This window comes from Stenotrophomonas sp. STEN013, from assembly GCF_056760355.1.
Map to the genome: position 1 here is coordinate 453,032 of NZ_JBRREO010000001.1, position 14,679 is coordinate 467,710.

Consider the following 14,679-nt stretch of genomic DNA (forward strand, 5'->3'; position numbering starts at 1 on the left):
TATATGTCTCTCCGATGAAGGGGGCAGCTTAGCAGAGGCCTACAGCTGCCTTTTCCCGCGCGTCTGCGGGTAAAGAGGGTCGAGCAGCGGCTTCTCCGCCACCTCCCGCACCCGCCAGCGCGGCCCCTGCCGGAACACCTCGCGCAGCCGCGCCCGTGCCTGGGCGATATCGCCCTGGCCTGCCCATCGCGCCCGTTGCATACGCTCCAGCGCCTGCCGCTGGTCGGCATCCTCCAGTTCGGCCAACAACGCATCCAGGCTGTCGACCCCGGCCATGGCGAGGAGGATATGGACCACTTCCTCCAGCCCGCCAGCATCGAGCGCACGGCGCAGATCGGCTTGGCTGTAGCGTGTGCCAGGCGCCGGCGACGACAGCGCGGCGACGGTTTCCGGCGGTACAAGCGGGCGTTTGCGCAGCAGCGCCCACACCAGCGTCAACAGCCACAGCAACGCGAAACCGGCCGCCAGTCCGCGCCACAGCCAACGGTTTTCGGCCGGCGACGGCGCTGTCACCACGGCCGTGTCCTGCGACGCGGACACGGCCGGCGGCTGCACCACCGGCGGCGCCACCAGTCCCGGGCTGCCGGCGGCAACCTGCAGCTGCAGATCCGGCACCGAGGCGGTGCGCGCCTGCCCGGCCTGCACATCCCACCAGGCCATCTGCACGCCGCTGAGCGACAGCACGCCCGCCTGCTGCGGCACGATCGAATAGCGCCGGGTGAGCTTCAGCTGCGGGCTGCTGCCGCTGAAGGTCTCGTCATACTGCGGCGGCTCGGCAAACACCTGCGCCGTATCGCCCAGCGAAGGCACCGGCAGTTCGGGGAACTGCGCCCTCGTGGCGCCGGTCGCGATGGCCTCCACCTCGAAGCTCACCGCCTCGCCGACCCGTGCCGACTGCGGCGCGGCCACATAGCGCAGGCGCAGCTCCTTGAGCGGCAGCCACGGCTGCGGCGCAGCGGCCGGTACCGCCCGCACCTGCAGGGTCTGGTCCGGTGCGCGGGCACTGAGCCGGCCACTGTCGCGCCCGAAAAAATCATCGAAGAAACCGCCCACGCCGGTACCGCTGAAACGCGCACCGGCCAGCACCAGCGGACCACTGCGCTCGGGGATCAGCAGATAGCGCCGCTCGACCACGTTGTAGCGGCGGCCATTGATCTCGCGCGTGGAACTGCGATCCTCGCCGATCCGCTGCAGCGACGCACCCGCCGGGGTATCGAGCACCAGTTCGCCCGACGCCAGCTGGGTGGCGAAATACAGCCGTACCACCACGCCCACGCTCTGCTGGACGTAGGGCCCGGTGGCATCGACCTCGGTTTCCACGAAAGTCATGGTGTCGGCATCGCGCTGCGGGGCCGCCACCGCGCGGACGTCCAGCCGCAGCGGTGCGCTCCGCTCGCTGCCCACCCGCAGCGCCGGCACCACCAGCACACCGGCATGGCGCGGCGTGAGCGATACCTCGAACAGCGACTTCTGGACCCGTTGCCCGTTGGCCAATTGCCACTGCCGGCTGCTGCGTTGCCCATTGAGGATGAAATCGGCCTGTAACGGCGTGTAGTCGGGACTGACCCCGGCCTGGTCGGTTTCGATCAGCAAGGTGGTGCTTTCACCCTCGGCCAGGCTGTCGCGGTCCAGCCACATGCGGGTTTCGGCCATCGCCAGTCCGCTGCCCAGCAGCCACATCGCCAGCAGCGGCCACAGCAGCCACCCCCATGTTTTCCGGCTCTTCATCGCCCTTCCCGCTTGCGCCGCTCGTACTCGAGCTGGAATTTGGTTTTCAGCAGATTGCCCGGCTCATCCGGCACGCGCTGCATCCAGGCCTCGACCGCCTGGCGCCGCTCGCGCTCTTCGGCCGTCATCGGCGGACCTTGCCGTGCCGGTTTTCCATTTGCCTCGCCCTGCGGCCCCTGGCCCATCGCCTGGCGCATGCGCTCCCGCTGGGCCTGGTCGGCGGCCTGCTGCTTGCCGGCATCTTCGCCCTGCGGCGCAGACGCCGACGGGGATTGCGGCGGGCCACTCTGCGGCGGCGAAGGCTGAGGCGCCTCCTCGCGGTCCTTGCCCGGCGCCGACGGAGAGGACGGAGCCCCGTCGCTCTGCGGCTGCCCCTTCTTATCTGGCTGCAAGGGCGAAGACGCCTGCTTGCTCTGGCCCGCGCTCTGACCTTGCCGCCCCTCTTGGCCCTGTTGCGATTGGCGTTTGCGCGCGGCATCCACAGCCGCGCGATTGGCCAGCGCGTCGGGCATTCCCGGCTGCTGCTTCAGGGCGCGGTCGTACGCCTTGATGGCTTCGTCGTACTTGCCCTGGCGCGCCAGCGCATTGCCGAGGTTGTACCAGCCCTGATCCGTAGCGATGCCTTCGAAATGGCGTTGCGCGCCGGCAAAATCGCCCTTGCGGTAGGCATCCACACCCTCGGCAAGACGCTGGTGATCCCGCTGGTCGGCCCGCTGCCACCAGTTCGACTCCGCCGCCTGTGCCGGCAGCGCGAGCGGCAGCAGCAGCACGCATAGCAACAGCGCCGCGGTCCCACCGACGCGCCGGAAGGCGAGCAACGCCAGCAGCATCAGCGGCAGCAGCAGCCAATAGCCTTCGTCCTGCCAGATCTTGCCGGTCTTCTCTTTCGGGCTGTCGCCGTCGTGCAGGCGCGGCTCCAGCACGCCCAGCGCCTGCAGATCCGCATCGCTCGCCGTCAACTGCAGGTAGCGACCCGCGCCAGCGCTGGCCAGCGCCTGCAGCGCCGGGGCATCCAGATGGGTCTGAACGATCTGTCCGCGCCGGTCACGATAGGCCGCGCCTTTCACCGTGCCCAGCCCCAGCACCGAAACCCGGTAGCCGGCCGCCACAGCCCGCGCTGCCGCGGCACGTGATTCGGCGTCGGCCGCGCCGGTCAGCAGCAGGATGTCCCCGTGGCGCGCCTGTGCCTGTTGCAGCAATCCCACCGCCCAGTCGATCGCGCCGCCCGCGTTCTGCCCGTCCACCGGCATCACCTCCGGCGCCAGCGCGTCCACAAACAACGCCACGTTGGCCGCATCGGCGGTCAGCGGCGCGACGGTGAACGGCTCGCCGGCATACACCAGCAGCGCCACCTCGCCGCCTTTGCGCTCACGCAGCAAGGTCGCCAGCTTGGCGCGTGCCTGCAGCAGACGCGATGGCGGCAGATCGGTCGCGCTGATGCTGCTGGACAGATCAAGCGCAATCACCAATGGCGTTTTCGATTCCCAAAGCGGCTGCTCCAGCTGACGCCAGCTCGGTCCGGCCAGCGCGACAACCGCCAGCAATAGACCGGCAAGCAGCGCCAACACGCCGCCGATTCCGCTGCCGTGCCCCTGTTGCAACAGGTGGGGCAGCAGGTGCGGATCCACCGCGCTCTGCCAGCTGCTGCGACGTCGCCGCCGGTACCAGCCAGCCAGTACGGCCGCAGGCAGCAACAGCAGCGCCCAAAGCCACTGCGGGCGCAGAAAATGCAGGCTGTTCCAGAGATCCAGCACACTCATAGGCGTCGCCCCGGCCATGCCAGCCCCAACACTGCGAACAGCAGCGCCAGCGCCAGCGGCAACGGGTAGCGCTCGATCTTTGGGCGCACCACCGGACCGCTCGCGGCGACCGGCTCCAATCGATCCAGCTCGGCATAGATGCCGGCCAGTTCGTCGGTGTTGCGCGCACGGAAGAACCGCCCGCCGGTCTGCTCGGCGATCGTTGCCAGGGTTTGCTCATCGATCGGGTCTTCGCCGGTGGGCAACTTCATGCCAAACATGCGGATCTCGCCACTGCCCCCGAACGCGATGGTATGCACGCGCACGCCTTCGGCTTTGGCCAGCTCGGCCGCTTTGAGCGGCTCCAGCACGCCGGCGGTGTTGACGCCATCGGTCAGCAGGATCAGCACCCGCTGCCCCTCGGGTTGCTCGCGCAGGCGCTTCACCGACAGCGCGATGGCATCGCCCAGTGCGGTCTCGCGCCCGGCCAGCCCGACCACACTGTCCCGCAGCTGCTCGCGCACGCTGGCGCGATCACTGGTCAGCGGCGTGAGCGCATAGGCGCGCTGGCCGAACACCAGCAGACCGATACGATCGCCCTCGCGCCGCTCGAGAAAATCCGCCAGCACCGCCTTGGCGGCCGTCAGCCGTTCGACCACCCGCCCGCCCAGCTGCATATCCGGTTCGCTCATGCTGCCGGACAGGTCCACCGCCAGCATCATCTGCCGCGCCTGGCGCGTTGGCTCGATCGGCTCGCCCAGCTGCTGCGGGCGCGCGGTAGCGGCGCACAGGCACAGCCAGCCCAGCCACAGCAGCAGCCCGCGCAATGCCGGCAGGCGGCGCGCCGCCAACATCCCCTGGAAGCGCGTCATTTCATAAGGCATGCGCAACGCCGGTGTGTGATCGTCACGCAGCGGCCACCAGCGCATCAGCCACGGCAAGGGCAATGCCAGCCACACCCACGGCCAGGCGAATACCGGCAAGGCTTCACTCAACCAGGACAGGTACGGGCTGCTCATCGATGCCCCGCCATCAGTTCCAGAAACCGGTGCCGCGCCAACACCAGCGCACGGGCGGCCGCCACTTCATCGACCACCGGCCGAAATCCGCCATCCAGCAGCCACCGGCCATCGCCGGCAGTGAAGTCGGCACCGCCGCTTCCGTCGAGAAAGCGCAGCCACGCCTCATCCTGCAGACAGGCCGCTTCGGGTTGCATGCGCGCCGCCGCACGCCGCAGCAGTTCGGAGGCGGCCGCCAGCTGCGCGGCGCCTGGGCCTGCGGCGCCTATCTGGCTATCGAACAACAGTGTCCAATTCCGCCGCCGACGCCTGCGCCGGGACCACCATGCGCCGCCGGCCAGCACTACCAGCGCCAGACACCCCAGCACCAGCCACCCGCCGGGCGCCAGCGGCCACCAGCCCGGCGCTGCAGGCAGGTGCACATCACGCAGCGGCAACTGGAGGGGCGTCATCGCTGCGCTCCGCCCGATCCACCGTTCAACCACGCGTCACTGGGTGCATCACTGGACAGCACCTGTACCCGAACGCGTCGGCCCGGCAGCATCCGGCACAGGGTTTCGACCGGTGCGATGAAAGCCGCATGCCATGCCTCACGGGTGGACGCCGATGCCAGATCCAGCTCCAGGCGACCGCCCGGGGTGGCCAGCGGCAGCACACATGCGGAGGGCGCCAGTTCCAGGGGATCCACCAGCAGGATCAGGTGCACATCCACATGCATCGACAACGCCGACCAGATGGCGGTCGGGACGGCCAGCGCACTGGCCGGATCGGCCATCACCACCACCCGGGCTCCGGGATGCGCCAGCCGTCCGGCTTGCTCCAGCGCGGTCGGCAACCCGGCATCGGCCGCTGGCGGTTCGCGATACCAGCGCACCAGCGCATCCAGCACCCGCAGCGCTCCACGCGTGCCGCCGGCCGGAGGCACCGGCGACTCTTCGCGGGTGCCGCGCAGCGCCGCCAGGCGGTCACCCTCGCGCAACGCCGCCCACACCGCCACCGCACCGGCACGCGCGGCCTGCACCGATTTGAAGCGCACGCGGGTGCCGAAATACAACGCGGCCGAGGTATCGGCCACGATCAAGGTGACACGCTCGCGCTCGGTCTGGAACGTCTTGGTCTGGGTGGCGTTGGTGCGCGCACTGAGCTTCCAGTCGATATGCCGGGCATCGTCGCCGGCCACATATTCGCGCGACTCGGCGTACTCCATGCCGCGACCGCGCATTGCCGAAGCGGCCTGACCGGAAACCCCCTGCCGCCCGCGCCGCCGGCTACGTCCGCGAACCGCAGTGCCACGCAGCGCGATCAACTCCGCCAGCGTTGGCACGACACCCTCGCTGGAAGTGGCCGACGCGGCCGGCATCACCTGTGGCTGCACCGGCCTCATGCCACCATTCCTGCGGTGGCGGGGATCGCCGTGGTGCGCGGCAATAGAGTTTCATGCCCGGCATCAACCGCCATCGTCAGGTACTCAGGGCAACGGCACGCGATCGATCAGGGCGGCGACGAGCCGATCCCCGTCCCAGCCCTCCGCAGCCGCTTCGTAGCTGGGCAGCACCCGGTGACGCAGCACATCCGGCGCGACCGCACGCACGTCATCCGGCGTGACATAGTCGCGCCCGCACAACCACGCACGGGCTCTGGCGCAGCGCTCCAGCGCGATCGAGCCACGGGGACTTGCCCCCCAGGCGATACGTCGTGCCAGCACCGGGTCGTAACCGCTGGCATCGCGTGAGGCCAGCACCAGCTCAATGAGATAGCGCTCCAGCTGCGGTGCCATATGCAGCTCCAGCACCGCGCGGCGCGCCTGCTCGATCTTCTGCAGCGAGAGCTTTTCGTGCGGCGGTGTTGTCGGTGCCAGTTCGCGCAAGGCCCGTTCGCGCGCAAGCCGCAGGATTTCCGCCTCCGCCCCCGCATCGGGGTAGCCGATACGCACGTGCATCAGGAAACGGTCCAGCTGCGCCTCGGGCAGCGGGAAGGTTCCTTCCTGCTCGATCGGATTCTGCGTGGCCATGACCAGGAAGATGGAAGGCAGCGGATAGGTGTTGCGACCGACCGTCACCTGCCGTTCGCCCATCGCCTCCAGCAGCGCGGACTGCACCTTGGCCGGCGCGCGGTTGATCTCGTCGGCCAGCAGGATCGGATGGAACACCGGGCCCGGCTGGAACTCGAACCGCCCTTCCTGCGAGCGCCAGATATCGGTGCCGGTGAGGTCGGCCGGCAACAGGTCCGGGGTGAACTGGATACGGGCGAAACTGGCGTCGATGCGCGAGGCCAGGGCGCGGATCGCGGTGGTCTTCGCCAACCCCGGTGCGCCCTCGACCAGCAGATGTCCGTCGGCCAGCAACGCGATCAACAGCCGTTCCACCAGCACCGACTGACCGACAATCTCGCTCGAAAGCGCGTCACGCAAGGACGCGAACTCCCGCTGCAGCCCTTCATTGATTGCGGGTGCAACGGCCGGCTCAGGAAGATGCGGAGGTAGATTCATAGGCGCATTTTGACCGATCTGCCGTGAAAGGGTTCCCCATCAGCCGCAAACAAAAAAAGGGCCGCTAAAAAGCGGCCCTTTCTGTTCCCACGCTGGACTCAGTTGGCGGCTTTTGCGACGCGAAGGATCTTCGGCGTCACAAATACCAGCAACTCGGCCTTGTCCTTGTTGCGACCGCGCTTCTTGAAGAGATTGCCCAGGAATGGAATATCCCCAAGGAACGGCACCTTGCTGACGCTGCTGCGGTCAGTGAACTCGTAGACACCACCGATCACAACCGTCTGGCCATCTTCAACCAGCACTGCCGTATTGATCTCGCGGCGATTGATGATTGGCACGGTACCGTAGTCGGTGACCTCCAGGAACGTATCAACCTCGTCCTTCTTCACATTCATGTTAAGAAAAACGCGATTGTCCTGGGTGATGGTCGGGGTGACTTTCAGCTCCAACAGGACTTCCTTGAACTGGACATTCGCCGTCGGTGCGCCACCCAGGCCACCACCGCCTGAAATCGTCACATAACCAATTTCCTTACCCTGCTTGATCACGCCCTCGCGCTGGTTGGCGGTGACGATACGGGGATTGGAAACAACCTCGCCACGCCCCTCCTCCTGCATCGCGGACAACTCGACATCCAACGAAAAGTTGGCGCCAAGCAATGTATAGGCCAAAGCACCCACCGGACTCTTGGTATAGGTGTTCGCCGGCAGGTTGACGTTCAACCCTTCATTGGTGATAAGCCCGTCATTGATGATCGATGAGTTACCCCCCAAAGAGCCGCTGATGGCCTGAGTGCGATCACCGATGCGACGTCCCTGTACACCAAACTTCGCACCAAGGTCACGGGCAAACGTATCCGTCGCGATAACGATACGTCCTTCAATCAACACCTGGTCGACCGGACGATCGATAACTTTGATCAAATCGCGCATTTGAGCGATTTTCTTCGGAATATCGCTGACCATCAGCGTATTGGTACGCTCGTCCGCGACAATCATCCCTCGCGGAGACAGGAATCCGTTTTCCTGCTTATCGCTGTTGCCGCTGCTACCGCTGCTGCCACCATTGCCGCTGTTGCCGATTCCCTTTGCCTCAGTCAAGGCTTTGAAAATGGCTTCCGCGCTGTGGTAATTGATCTGAATGTAGTCGGTCACAAGGTCCACGCGATTGTCGATCGCGATACGCGCGTCTTCCTTGTCCTGCTCAAACTTCGCCAATTCCGGCTGCGGGGCAACCCATATGACGCCCCCCTCACGGCGCTTGTCCAGCCCCTTGGCACGCAGCACGATGTCCAGCGCCTGATCCCACGGCACGTTGACCAGACGCAGCGTCACATTGCCTTGGACAGTGTCCGAGGCGACGACGTTCAGGTTGGACTCCTCCGCGATCAACTGCAGGACGGTGCGGACTGGCACATCCTGGAAATTGAAGGTCACCGGCCGTCCGCTGTAACCACGCGCAGCAACCGTCGCCGCGGCTTGGGCGACCGTCTTGGCGGTTACCGCACCGGTCGCCACTTCCGCCTGGCGCGGAGAAATCTCCACCACATACTCGTTGCCGGTCTGGTAGGCGAGCGAGTCGAACGGCGCGCCGGTGCTGAGTACCAGCTGCGCGCCGGTTCCGGACGGCTTCGCGTCGATGCGCTGAACCGGTGTAGCGAAATCCATCACGTTCAACGGACGCTGCAACTCGGCCGGCAGGGTCGCGTTACCCACGTCGATCACCACATTGGTGCCTTGATTGCGCAGATCCGGGCTCGCCCCCTGACCATCGAACTGGAGAATCAACCGGCCTGCGCCGTCGTCTCCGCGTTTGAAGTCGATCTTCGTCACCGCCACCGTTGCCGCGGCGGGTTTAGCCGCAATCGTAGCGGTGGCGGGCATGGCAAACGCCATCGTTGTCGAGCCGCAAGCCAACACCAGCGCCACTCCCAGAGCGCGGGCATTAGCCATCGCTTGGCGCCGGACGGGACGCAGGCTCAGGGCTTTTGAAAAAGTCATCGTGCTATCCCCTAGTCAATCATCGATCATCAAGCGCGAGCGAGGCCGGACGTTCCAGCCAGCCCCCCGCACCATCCGGCACAAGTTCAATCAGTTCAATGCCATCTTCGCGGACGCTGGTCACCCGGCCATCGCTCTGGCCCATATAGATGCCTGGACGCACGCGGTAGGTCACCTTGTCTGGCCCCATCACCAGCGCAACTGCTCCGGCTCCCCGACCGATCGTCCCGACCATATCCAGACTGTCGAGCGGGAAAGCTTCCAACGGTTCTTTGCGACGATCCGGATCCGGGCGCAGCGAGCTGCCGCCTTCCGGATTCACCCATGCGTCGCTGAAGGGATCGCGCAGCCCCTGGGCCGCATACTCGAATGTCTCGAACTGCTGCATTACCGGCAATGGATCCAACGGCTCAGCAGGACGGGCGCGCACATCGGCAACCCAGTTCTGCAGATTCGGAGCATCACCCGGCGTGCTGACCACGCTGCGCGCGCAGCCAGCCACAACCAGCACCAGCGCGACGGCTCCCATCAACCGATAAGGAAGGAACTGGCTCATTTTTTGGCCCCCTTCTTTGCTTGCTCGGCCGCGGCCTTCTCCTGCGCCTCAAGCTCGGTATCGTCGAGGTAACGATAGGTCTTGACCGTACCGGAAAGTTCCAGAGCACCGCTGCGCGCCGAGATTCCGACCTTCGGATCCTTCGGCTTCAAATTGATGTCATGCATCGTCAGGATCACCACGCGAGGCAAGGACGCCACCCCGCTGACAAACGCACCGAACTGGTGATAACTGCCCACCAGCCGCAGTGCGATCGGCTTCTCCGCGTAGAACTCCTTCGGAGACTCCGCGCCCGGCTGGAACAACTCGTTGTTCAAGCCACTGGACAGGGCGGTCTGCGAAACGTCGATGATCAGGTCCGGCATTTCGGTCTTGCTGGGCAGCTGCCGCAGCATCTGCTGCAACACCTGCTCCATCTGTGCCAGCTGCTGTTTCAGGGGCTCCAGATTTACTGCTTTTTTCTGTTCATCTTCGAACTTGCTACGCAGGCTGACTTCATCGCGCTCCAGCCCCTCAAGCTCATCCGCCTTGCTGCGAATCACCAGCAAATAGGAAAGCACCAGGATCAGAAGTGCCAGAAATGCACAGAAAATCATCTTGAACTTCTGAGGCCAATTGCCAATGTTGTTGAAATCAAGCTCATTGAGCTTCATTTTCTTCTCGCTCATGAGCGAACCTCTTTAGCTGCTGCAGGGGCAATTGCCTGTTCATTGGCAGCCTCGGCCGCCTTGGAGGCGTTTGCCGACTCAGCGGTGGAAGGTTCCCCTGTGGAGGCCGGATGCTCGACAGCGCCAACATCTTCTGCTCCCGCAGCTTCACCCGGCGCCGGCAACTTCACTCTCAGCTCGAAGACATACGGCAAGGACTTGATATCCAGCGCACTGCCGGAATTGGCCTCCTGCGCTTTGGCCTCGATGATCGACAGCTCCGGATTGGTCATCCAGCCCGAGCTCTCCAGGTTGCGCATGTAGGTACTGACACGCGCGTTGGATTGGGTCCGCCCCTCGAGCGTCAGGATGTCGCCCTCCTGCTTGAGCGCGGTCAACACCACCCCGTCCGGGATGGTCCGCACCAGCGAGTCGAACAGATGCACCATCTGCGACCGCTTGCCCTGCAATTCTTCAATCACCTTCTTGCGCGCAAGCAGGCGATCCTTCTGGCGGTCAAGGCGCTCGATTTCCTTGTTCTGCTCCTGGACCTTGGCGATTTCGGCCTCAAGGAACGCATTGCGCTCGTTCTGGCCACTGATCTGACGGTCGTAGTAGAACCAGCACAGCAGGGACAGCAACACGCCCGCCACCGCGGCAAAACCCAACATTCCATAGAATTCGCGCTGCCGCTGTTTGCGTCGTTCAGCGCGCCATGGCAATAGATTTATCCGTGCCATCAGTCAAACCCCCGCATGGCCAGGCCGGTTGCGATCATCAGGGCCGGAGCATCCTGGGCCAGCGCATGGGCCTGCACTTTCGGACCCAGCGTCATCTGCGACAACGGATTGGCAACCGAGGTGGCCACGCCCAGCTGCTCTTCCACCAGCGCCGGCAACCCGGCAAGCGCGGCGCAGCCGCCTGCAAGCACGATGTGATCGACGCGGTTGAATTCGCTGCCGGCGTAGAAGAACTGCAACAGACGACTGATCTGCTGCACTGTCGCTTCCTTGAACGGCTCCAGCACTTCAATTTCGTAGCTGTCCGGGAGCCCCCCCTGACGCTTGGCCAGGCCCGCTTCTTCATAGCTGAGACCATAGCGGCGCATGACTTCGTCGGTGAGCTGTTTGCCGCCGAACACCTGCTCGCGGCTGTAGAGGCTGCGACCGCCGCGAAGCACGTTCAGGGTCGTCATCGTGGCACCGATATCCACCAGCGCCACAACTCCGTCACTGGCCACCGGCAACTCGCTGGCGACAAGCGCGAAGGCGTTCTCGATGGCGAATGCTTCCACGTCCATGACCTTGGCCGTCAATCCGCCCAGCTCCAGCGCGGACTGACGCAGTTCCACGTTCTCGGATCGGGAAGCGGCCAGCAGCACCTGGACCATTTCGGGGTTGTTCGGCACGGGACCCAGCACTTCGAAATCGAGGTTCACTTCCTCGATCGGGTACGGAATGTAGTTGACCGCTTCCAGCTCCACCTGGGCTTCCATATCCGACTCGTCCAGATCGGACGGCATCGGGATCACCTTGGTGATCACGGCGGAGCCGGCAACCGCTGCGGCCGCGTTCTTCGCCTTGCTTCCGGAGCGGGCTACAGCGCGCCGGATGGCTTCGCCCACCGCCTCGACCTCGACGATGTTCTTTTCCACCACCGCGTTCGGCGGGAGTGGTTCCACGGCGTAATGTTCCACACGAAAACGGTTACCGCTGCGGACAAGCTGAAGCAGCTTTACCGCAGTCGAACTGATGTCAACGCCGATAAGCGGCGGCTGACTTTTTGGGATAAGCCCCACGGTTTCTCCCCTGCCGACGGGCACTTGGACGCAAGTGTTGCGCCCGCGCATTAATAATGAATTTTTCGCAATTGGCAACCGCAGTGATCCGAAAGGCGACGTGCCCCACAGATCGGCCAACAGATCCCCAACCACTTCTCCCCGGAGGCGGCCCCAGCCGTCCCCCTGCATAATCTATACTCTGCGGCCACGAAATCCGCAATCGGGACTCCCCTAGATGCCACGTTTTCGCCGCTGGCTACGCTGGCTGCTGGCCCTTTTTGTCGCCCTCGCCCTGGTGGGAGCGATCGCCGCAGGCGCCTTGTATTACGTCGTTTCCTCGAAATTGCCCGATGTACAGGCACTGCGCGATGTCGAGCTGCAGGAGCCGATGTACGTATACGCCAGCGATGGTCGTTTGATGGCGGTTTTTGGCGAAACGCGCCGCTATCCCGTACAGATGAAGGACGTGCCCGAGCGCCTGAAGCAGGCCTTTCTGGCCACTGAGGATGCGCGTTTCTACCAGCACGACGGCGTGGACTACAAAGGCGTGGGCCGCGCGGTGTGGCTGCTGGCCACGACCGACGCCAAACGCGTCCCGGGCGGCTCCACGATCACCCAGCAGGTGGCGCGGCAGTTCTTCCTGAGCTCCGAGTACAGCTATACGCGCAAGCTGGCCGAGATTCTGCTGGCACGGAAGATCGAGAACGAGCTGAGCAAGGACGAGATCTTCGAGCTGTATCTGAACAAGAGCTTCTTCGGCAACCGCGCCTACGGCATTGGCGCGGCCGCCGAGTATTACTACGGCAAGAAGCTCGACCAGCTGAGCCTGGACGAGATGGCCTCGCTGGCCGGCATTCCGAAATTCCCCTCAAGCGGCAATCCGATCAGCAATCCCGAACGGGCCCGCCAGCGCCGCGACAACTACGTGCTGCAGCGCATGGCCGAACTGGGCTTCATCACCCAGGCCGAGGCCGATGCCGCCAAGGCCGTGCCGATGCATGCCGCGCCGCACGAGCCGCCAGTGCAGGTCTACGCGCCCTATGTGGCCGAGCTCGTCCGTCAGGAGATGATCGCCCGATACGGCGGCGACGTGCTTAACGAGGGCTACCACGTCACCACCACCATCAATGGCGAGTTGCAGGAAGCCGCCAACCAGGCGGTGGCCAATGGCCTTCGCGTCTACGACCATCGCCATGGCTGGCACGGCGTGGAACAGCATTTCGATGTCGCCGCCAGCGACGATGCCGCTGCGCTGGCCCGCCATATCAGTGCGATTCCGGCGCAATCGGGCTTGCTGCCGGCCATCGTCTCGGCCACCCATGCCGATGGCGGGGTGAGCGTAGTGCTGGCCGACCGTACCGAGCTGACGCTCCCGGCCTCGGCCACGCGCTGGGCCAACAAGACACCCGCCAAACTGACCACCCGCGGCGACCTCATTCGCGTGCGTGCAGGCGAGAAGGAAGGCGAATGGGTGATCGACCAGATTCCGCGCGGCCAGGCGGCGCTGGTTTCACTGGATGCCGACTCCGGGGCGCTGCGCGCGCTTGTCGGCGGTTTCAGCTTCGCCGGCAACAAGTTCAATCGCGCCACCCAGGCCCGCCGCCAGCCGGGCTCCAGCTTCAAGCCGTTCATCTATGCGGCCGCGTTCGACAAGGGCTTCAACCCGGCCTCGATCGTGCTCGATGCGCCCGTGGTGTTCCGTGATCGCCGCGGCAAAACGTGGCAGCCCCAGAACGATGGCGGCGGTTTCCGCGGCCCGATGCGCCTGCGCGAAGCACTCGTGCAGTCGCGTAACCTGGTTTCGGTGCGCCTGCTGGACAGCATCGGCGTGGACTTCGCGCGCAAGTACATCAGCGAATTCGGCTTCCAGGAAGCCGAACTGCCGCCGAACCTGTCGATGTCACTGGGTACCGCGTCATTGACGCCATTGTCGGTGGCGCGCGGCTATGCGGCATTCGCCAATGGCGGCTCGCGCATCGACACCTGGATCATCGACGAGGTTAAAGATCGCGACGGCACAGTGATCTTCAAGGAAAATCCCGCATTAGCCTGTCGCGGCTGCGGCGGCGCGGGCCCCAGCACGACACCTGCAAGCCAAGTGGTCGATGGCTTCAACTTCGGTGCTGAAGCCGCGCCAGTCGCTGCCACGTCCGATCCGGCCAAGCAGGAATCGACCACGCCTGCCGCGCCGGCCAACCCCGATGCCCGCATCGCACCGCGCGCCATTGATGAGCGCACCGCCTATCAACTCAACTCGATGATGCGCGATGTGGTCCAGCGCGGCACCGGTACCGCGGCCAAGGTCCTGGGTCGCGAGGACGTCGGCGGCAAGACCGGCTCCACCAACGACCATCGCGACGCGTGGTTCTCCGGTTTTGGCGGGCCGCTGGCCACTACCGTGTGGGTGGGCCGTGACGACTTCCGCTCACTGGGCTATCGCGAGTACGGCGGTCGCGCGGCCTTGCCGATCTGGATCGACTACATGCGCGTGGCACTGAAAGACGCCCCGATCGCAAAGAACGACCCGCCATCGGGCATGGTCGAAGCCACGCTCAATGGCGCCACCGAATGGATCAAGGTCGAGGATCTGGATCGCATGCAGGAATTCGACTTTGACCAGCAGGAACAGCAGGCCGACGACGCCGCGTTCGACATCTTCTGATCCCTGTCCGGGGCGGTGGAGCTCTCCGCCGCCCCGAGCGCCTACAATCAGGCAGTCCGT

At 65.1% G+C, this 14,679-nt stretch carries 12 protein-coding genes; 1 reads left to right on the plus strand and 11 read right to left on the minus strand.

Annotation, left to right across the window (positions count from 1 at the left end; translation table 11 throughout):
* Nucleotides 1-39: 39 nt before the first annotated feature.
* From ACVOMH_RS01960 to ACVOMH_RS02010, 11 genes are all read right to left on the minus strand, one after another.
* Nucleotides 40-1,728 carry a BatD family protein gene (locus ACVOMH_RS01960; RefSeq protein ID WP_481550872.1) on the minus strand — a complete coding sequence of 563 codons (1,689 nt, stop codon included), beginning with the start codon at nt 1,726-1,728 and terminating at the stop codon, nt 40-42.
* Nucleotides 1,725-3,488, minus strand: coding sequence for a vWA domain-containing protein (locus ACVOMH_RS01965; RefSeq protein ID WP_481550873.1), 1,764 nt, complete (start codon nt 3,486-3,488; stop codon nt 1,725-1,727). The genes ACVOMH_RS01960 and ACVOMH_RS01965 overlap by 4 nt, the downstream gene beginning before the upstream one ends.
* Nucleotides 3,485-4,471 carry a vWA domain-containing protein gene (locus ACVOMH_RS01970; RefSeq protein WP_481551145.1) on the minus strand — a complete coding sequence of 329 codons (987 nt, stop codon included), beginning with the start codon at nt 4,469-4,471 and terminating at the stop codon, nt 3,485-3,487. Before ACVOMH_RS01970 ends, ACVOMH_RS01965 begins: the two co-directional genes overlap by 4 nt.
* Nucleotides 4,472-4,482: 11 nt before the next feature.
* Nucleotides 4,483-4,938 carry a DUF4381 domain-containing protein gene (locus tag ACVOMH_RS01975; protein ID WP_481550874.1) on the minus strand — a complete coding sequence of 152 codons (456 nt, stop codon included), beginning with the start codon at nt 4,936-4,938 and terminating at the stop codon, nt 4,483-4,485.
* Nucleotides 4,935-5,870, minus strand: a complete 936-nt coding sequence (locus ACVOMH_RS01980; protein WP_481550875.1) for a DUF58 domain-containing protein — start codon at nt 5,868-5,870, stop codon at nt 4,935-4,937. The genes ACVOMH_RS01975 and ACVOMH_RS01980 overlap by 4 nt, the downstream gene beginning before the upstream one ends.
* 84 nt (nt 5,871-5,954) lie before the next feature.
* Nucleotides 5,955-6,974 (minus strand): AAA family ATPase, encoded by a 1,020-nt coding sequence (locus ACVOMH_RS01985; RefSeq protein WP_054657075.1) that lies wholly within the window; start codon nt 6,972-6,974, stop codon nt 5,955-5,957.
* Between the two features lie 98 nt (nt 6,975-7,072).
* Nucleotides 7,073-8,974, minus strand: coding sequence for a type IV pilus secretin PilQ (locus ACVOMH_RS01990; RefSeq protein ID WP_481550876.1), 1,902 nt, complete (start codon nt 8,972-8,974; stop codon nt 7,073-7,075).
* A 19-nt stretch (nt 8,975-8,993) separates the two neighbouring features.
* Nucleotides 8,994-9,503 (minus strand): pilus assembly protein PilP, encoded by a 510-nt coding sequence (locus ACVOMH_RS01995; RefSeq protein WP_481524489.1) that lies wholly within the window; start codon nt 9,501-9,503, stop codon nt 8,994-8,996.
* Between the two features lie 23 nt (nt 9,504-9,526).
* Nucleotides 9,527-10,198 (minus strand): type IV pilus inner membrane component PilO, encoded by a 672-nt coding sequence (locus tag ACVOMH_RS02000; RefSeq protein WP_481524453.1) that lies wholly within the window; start codon nt 10,196-10,198, stop codon nt 9,527-9,529.
* Nucleotides 10,195-10,917, minus strand: a complete 723-nt coding sequence (locus tag ACVOMH_RS02005) for a PilN domain-containing protein (RefSeq protein WP_481524454.1) — start codon at nt 10,915-10,917, stop codon at nt 10,195-10,197. Before ACVOMH_RS02005 ends, ACVOMH_RS02000 begins: the two co-directional genes overlap by 4 nt.
* Entirely contained in the window at nt 10,917-11,975 is a 1,059-nt protein-coding gene (locus ACVOMH_RS02010) for a pilus assembly protein PilM (protein WP_054657067.1), read from the minus strand. Before ACVOMH_RS02010 ends, ACVOMH_RS02005 begins: the two co-directional genes overlap by 1 nt.
* A gap of 217 nt (nt 11,976-12,192) precedes the next feature.
* Here ACVOMH_RS02010 and ACVOMH_RS02015 point away from each other — a divergent pair, with 217 nt between their 5' ends.
* Nucleotides 12,193-14,619: a penicillin-binding protein 1A gene (locus tag ACVOMH_RS02015; RefSeq protein ID WP_481550877.1), complete on the plus strand. Its 2,427-nt coding sequence runs from the start codon at nt 12,193-12,195 to the stop codon at nt 14,617-14,619.
* Nucleotides 14,620-14,679 lie beyond the last annotated feature (60 nt).

Bases quoted from the DNA above. Each gene is read 5' to 3' on its own strand.
- ACVOMH_RS01975 (WP_481550874.1), bottom strand. From the start codon at position 4,938: ATGACGCCCCTCCAGTTGCCGCTGCGTGATGTGCACCTGCCTGCAGCG.
- ACVOMH_RS02000 (WP_481524453.1), bottom strand. From the start codon at position 10,198: ATGAGCGAGAAGAAAATGAAGCTCAATGAGCTTGATTTCAACAACATT.
- ACVOMH_RS01960 (WP_481550872.1), bottom strand. From the start codon at position 1,728: ATGAAGAGCCGGAAAACATGGGGGTGGCTGCTGTGGCCGCTGCTGGCG.
- ACVOMH_RS01965 (WP_481550873.1), bottom strand. From the start codon at position 3,488: ATGAGTGTGCTGGATCTCTGGAACAGCCTGCATTTTCTGCGCCCGCAG.
- ACVOMH_RS01985 (WP_054657075.1), bottom strand. From the start codon at position 6,974: ATGAATCTACCTCCGCATCTTCCTGAGCCGGCCGTTGCACCCGCAATC.
- ACVOMH_RS01980 (WP_481550875.1), bottom strand. From the start codon at position 5,870: ATGAGGCCGGTGCAGCCACAGGTGATGCCGGCCGCGTCGGCCACTTCC.
- ACVOMH_RS02015 (WP_481550877.1), top strand. From the start codon at position 12,193: ATGCCACGTTTTCGCCGCTGGCTACGCTGGCTGCTGGCCCTTTTTGTC.
- ACVOMH_RS02005 (WP_481524454.1), bottom strand. From the start codon at position 10,917: ATGGCACGGATAAATCTATTGCCATGGCGCGCTGAACGACGCAAACAG.
- ACVOMH_RS01990 (WP_481550876.1), bottom strand. From the start codon at position 8,974: ATGACTTTTTCAAAAGCCCTGAGCCTGCGTCCCGTCCGGCGCCAAGCG.
- ACVOMH_RS01995 (WP_481524489.1), bottom strand. From the start codon at position 9,503: ATGGGAGCCGTCGCGCTGGTGCTGGTTGTGGCTGGCTGCGCGCGCAGC.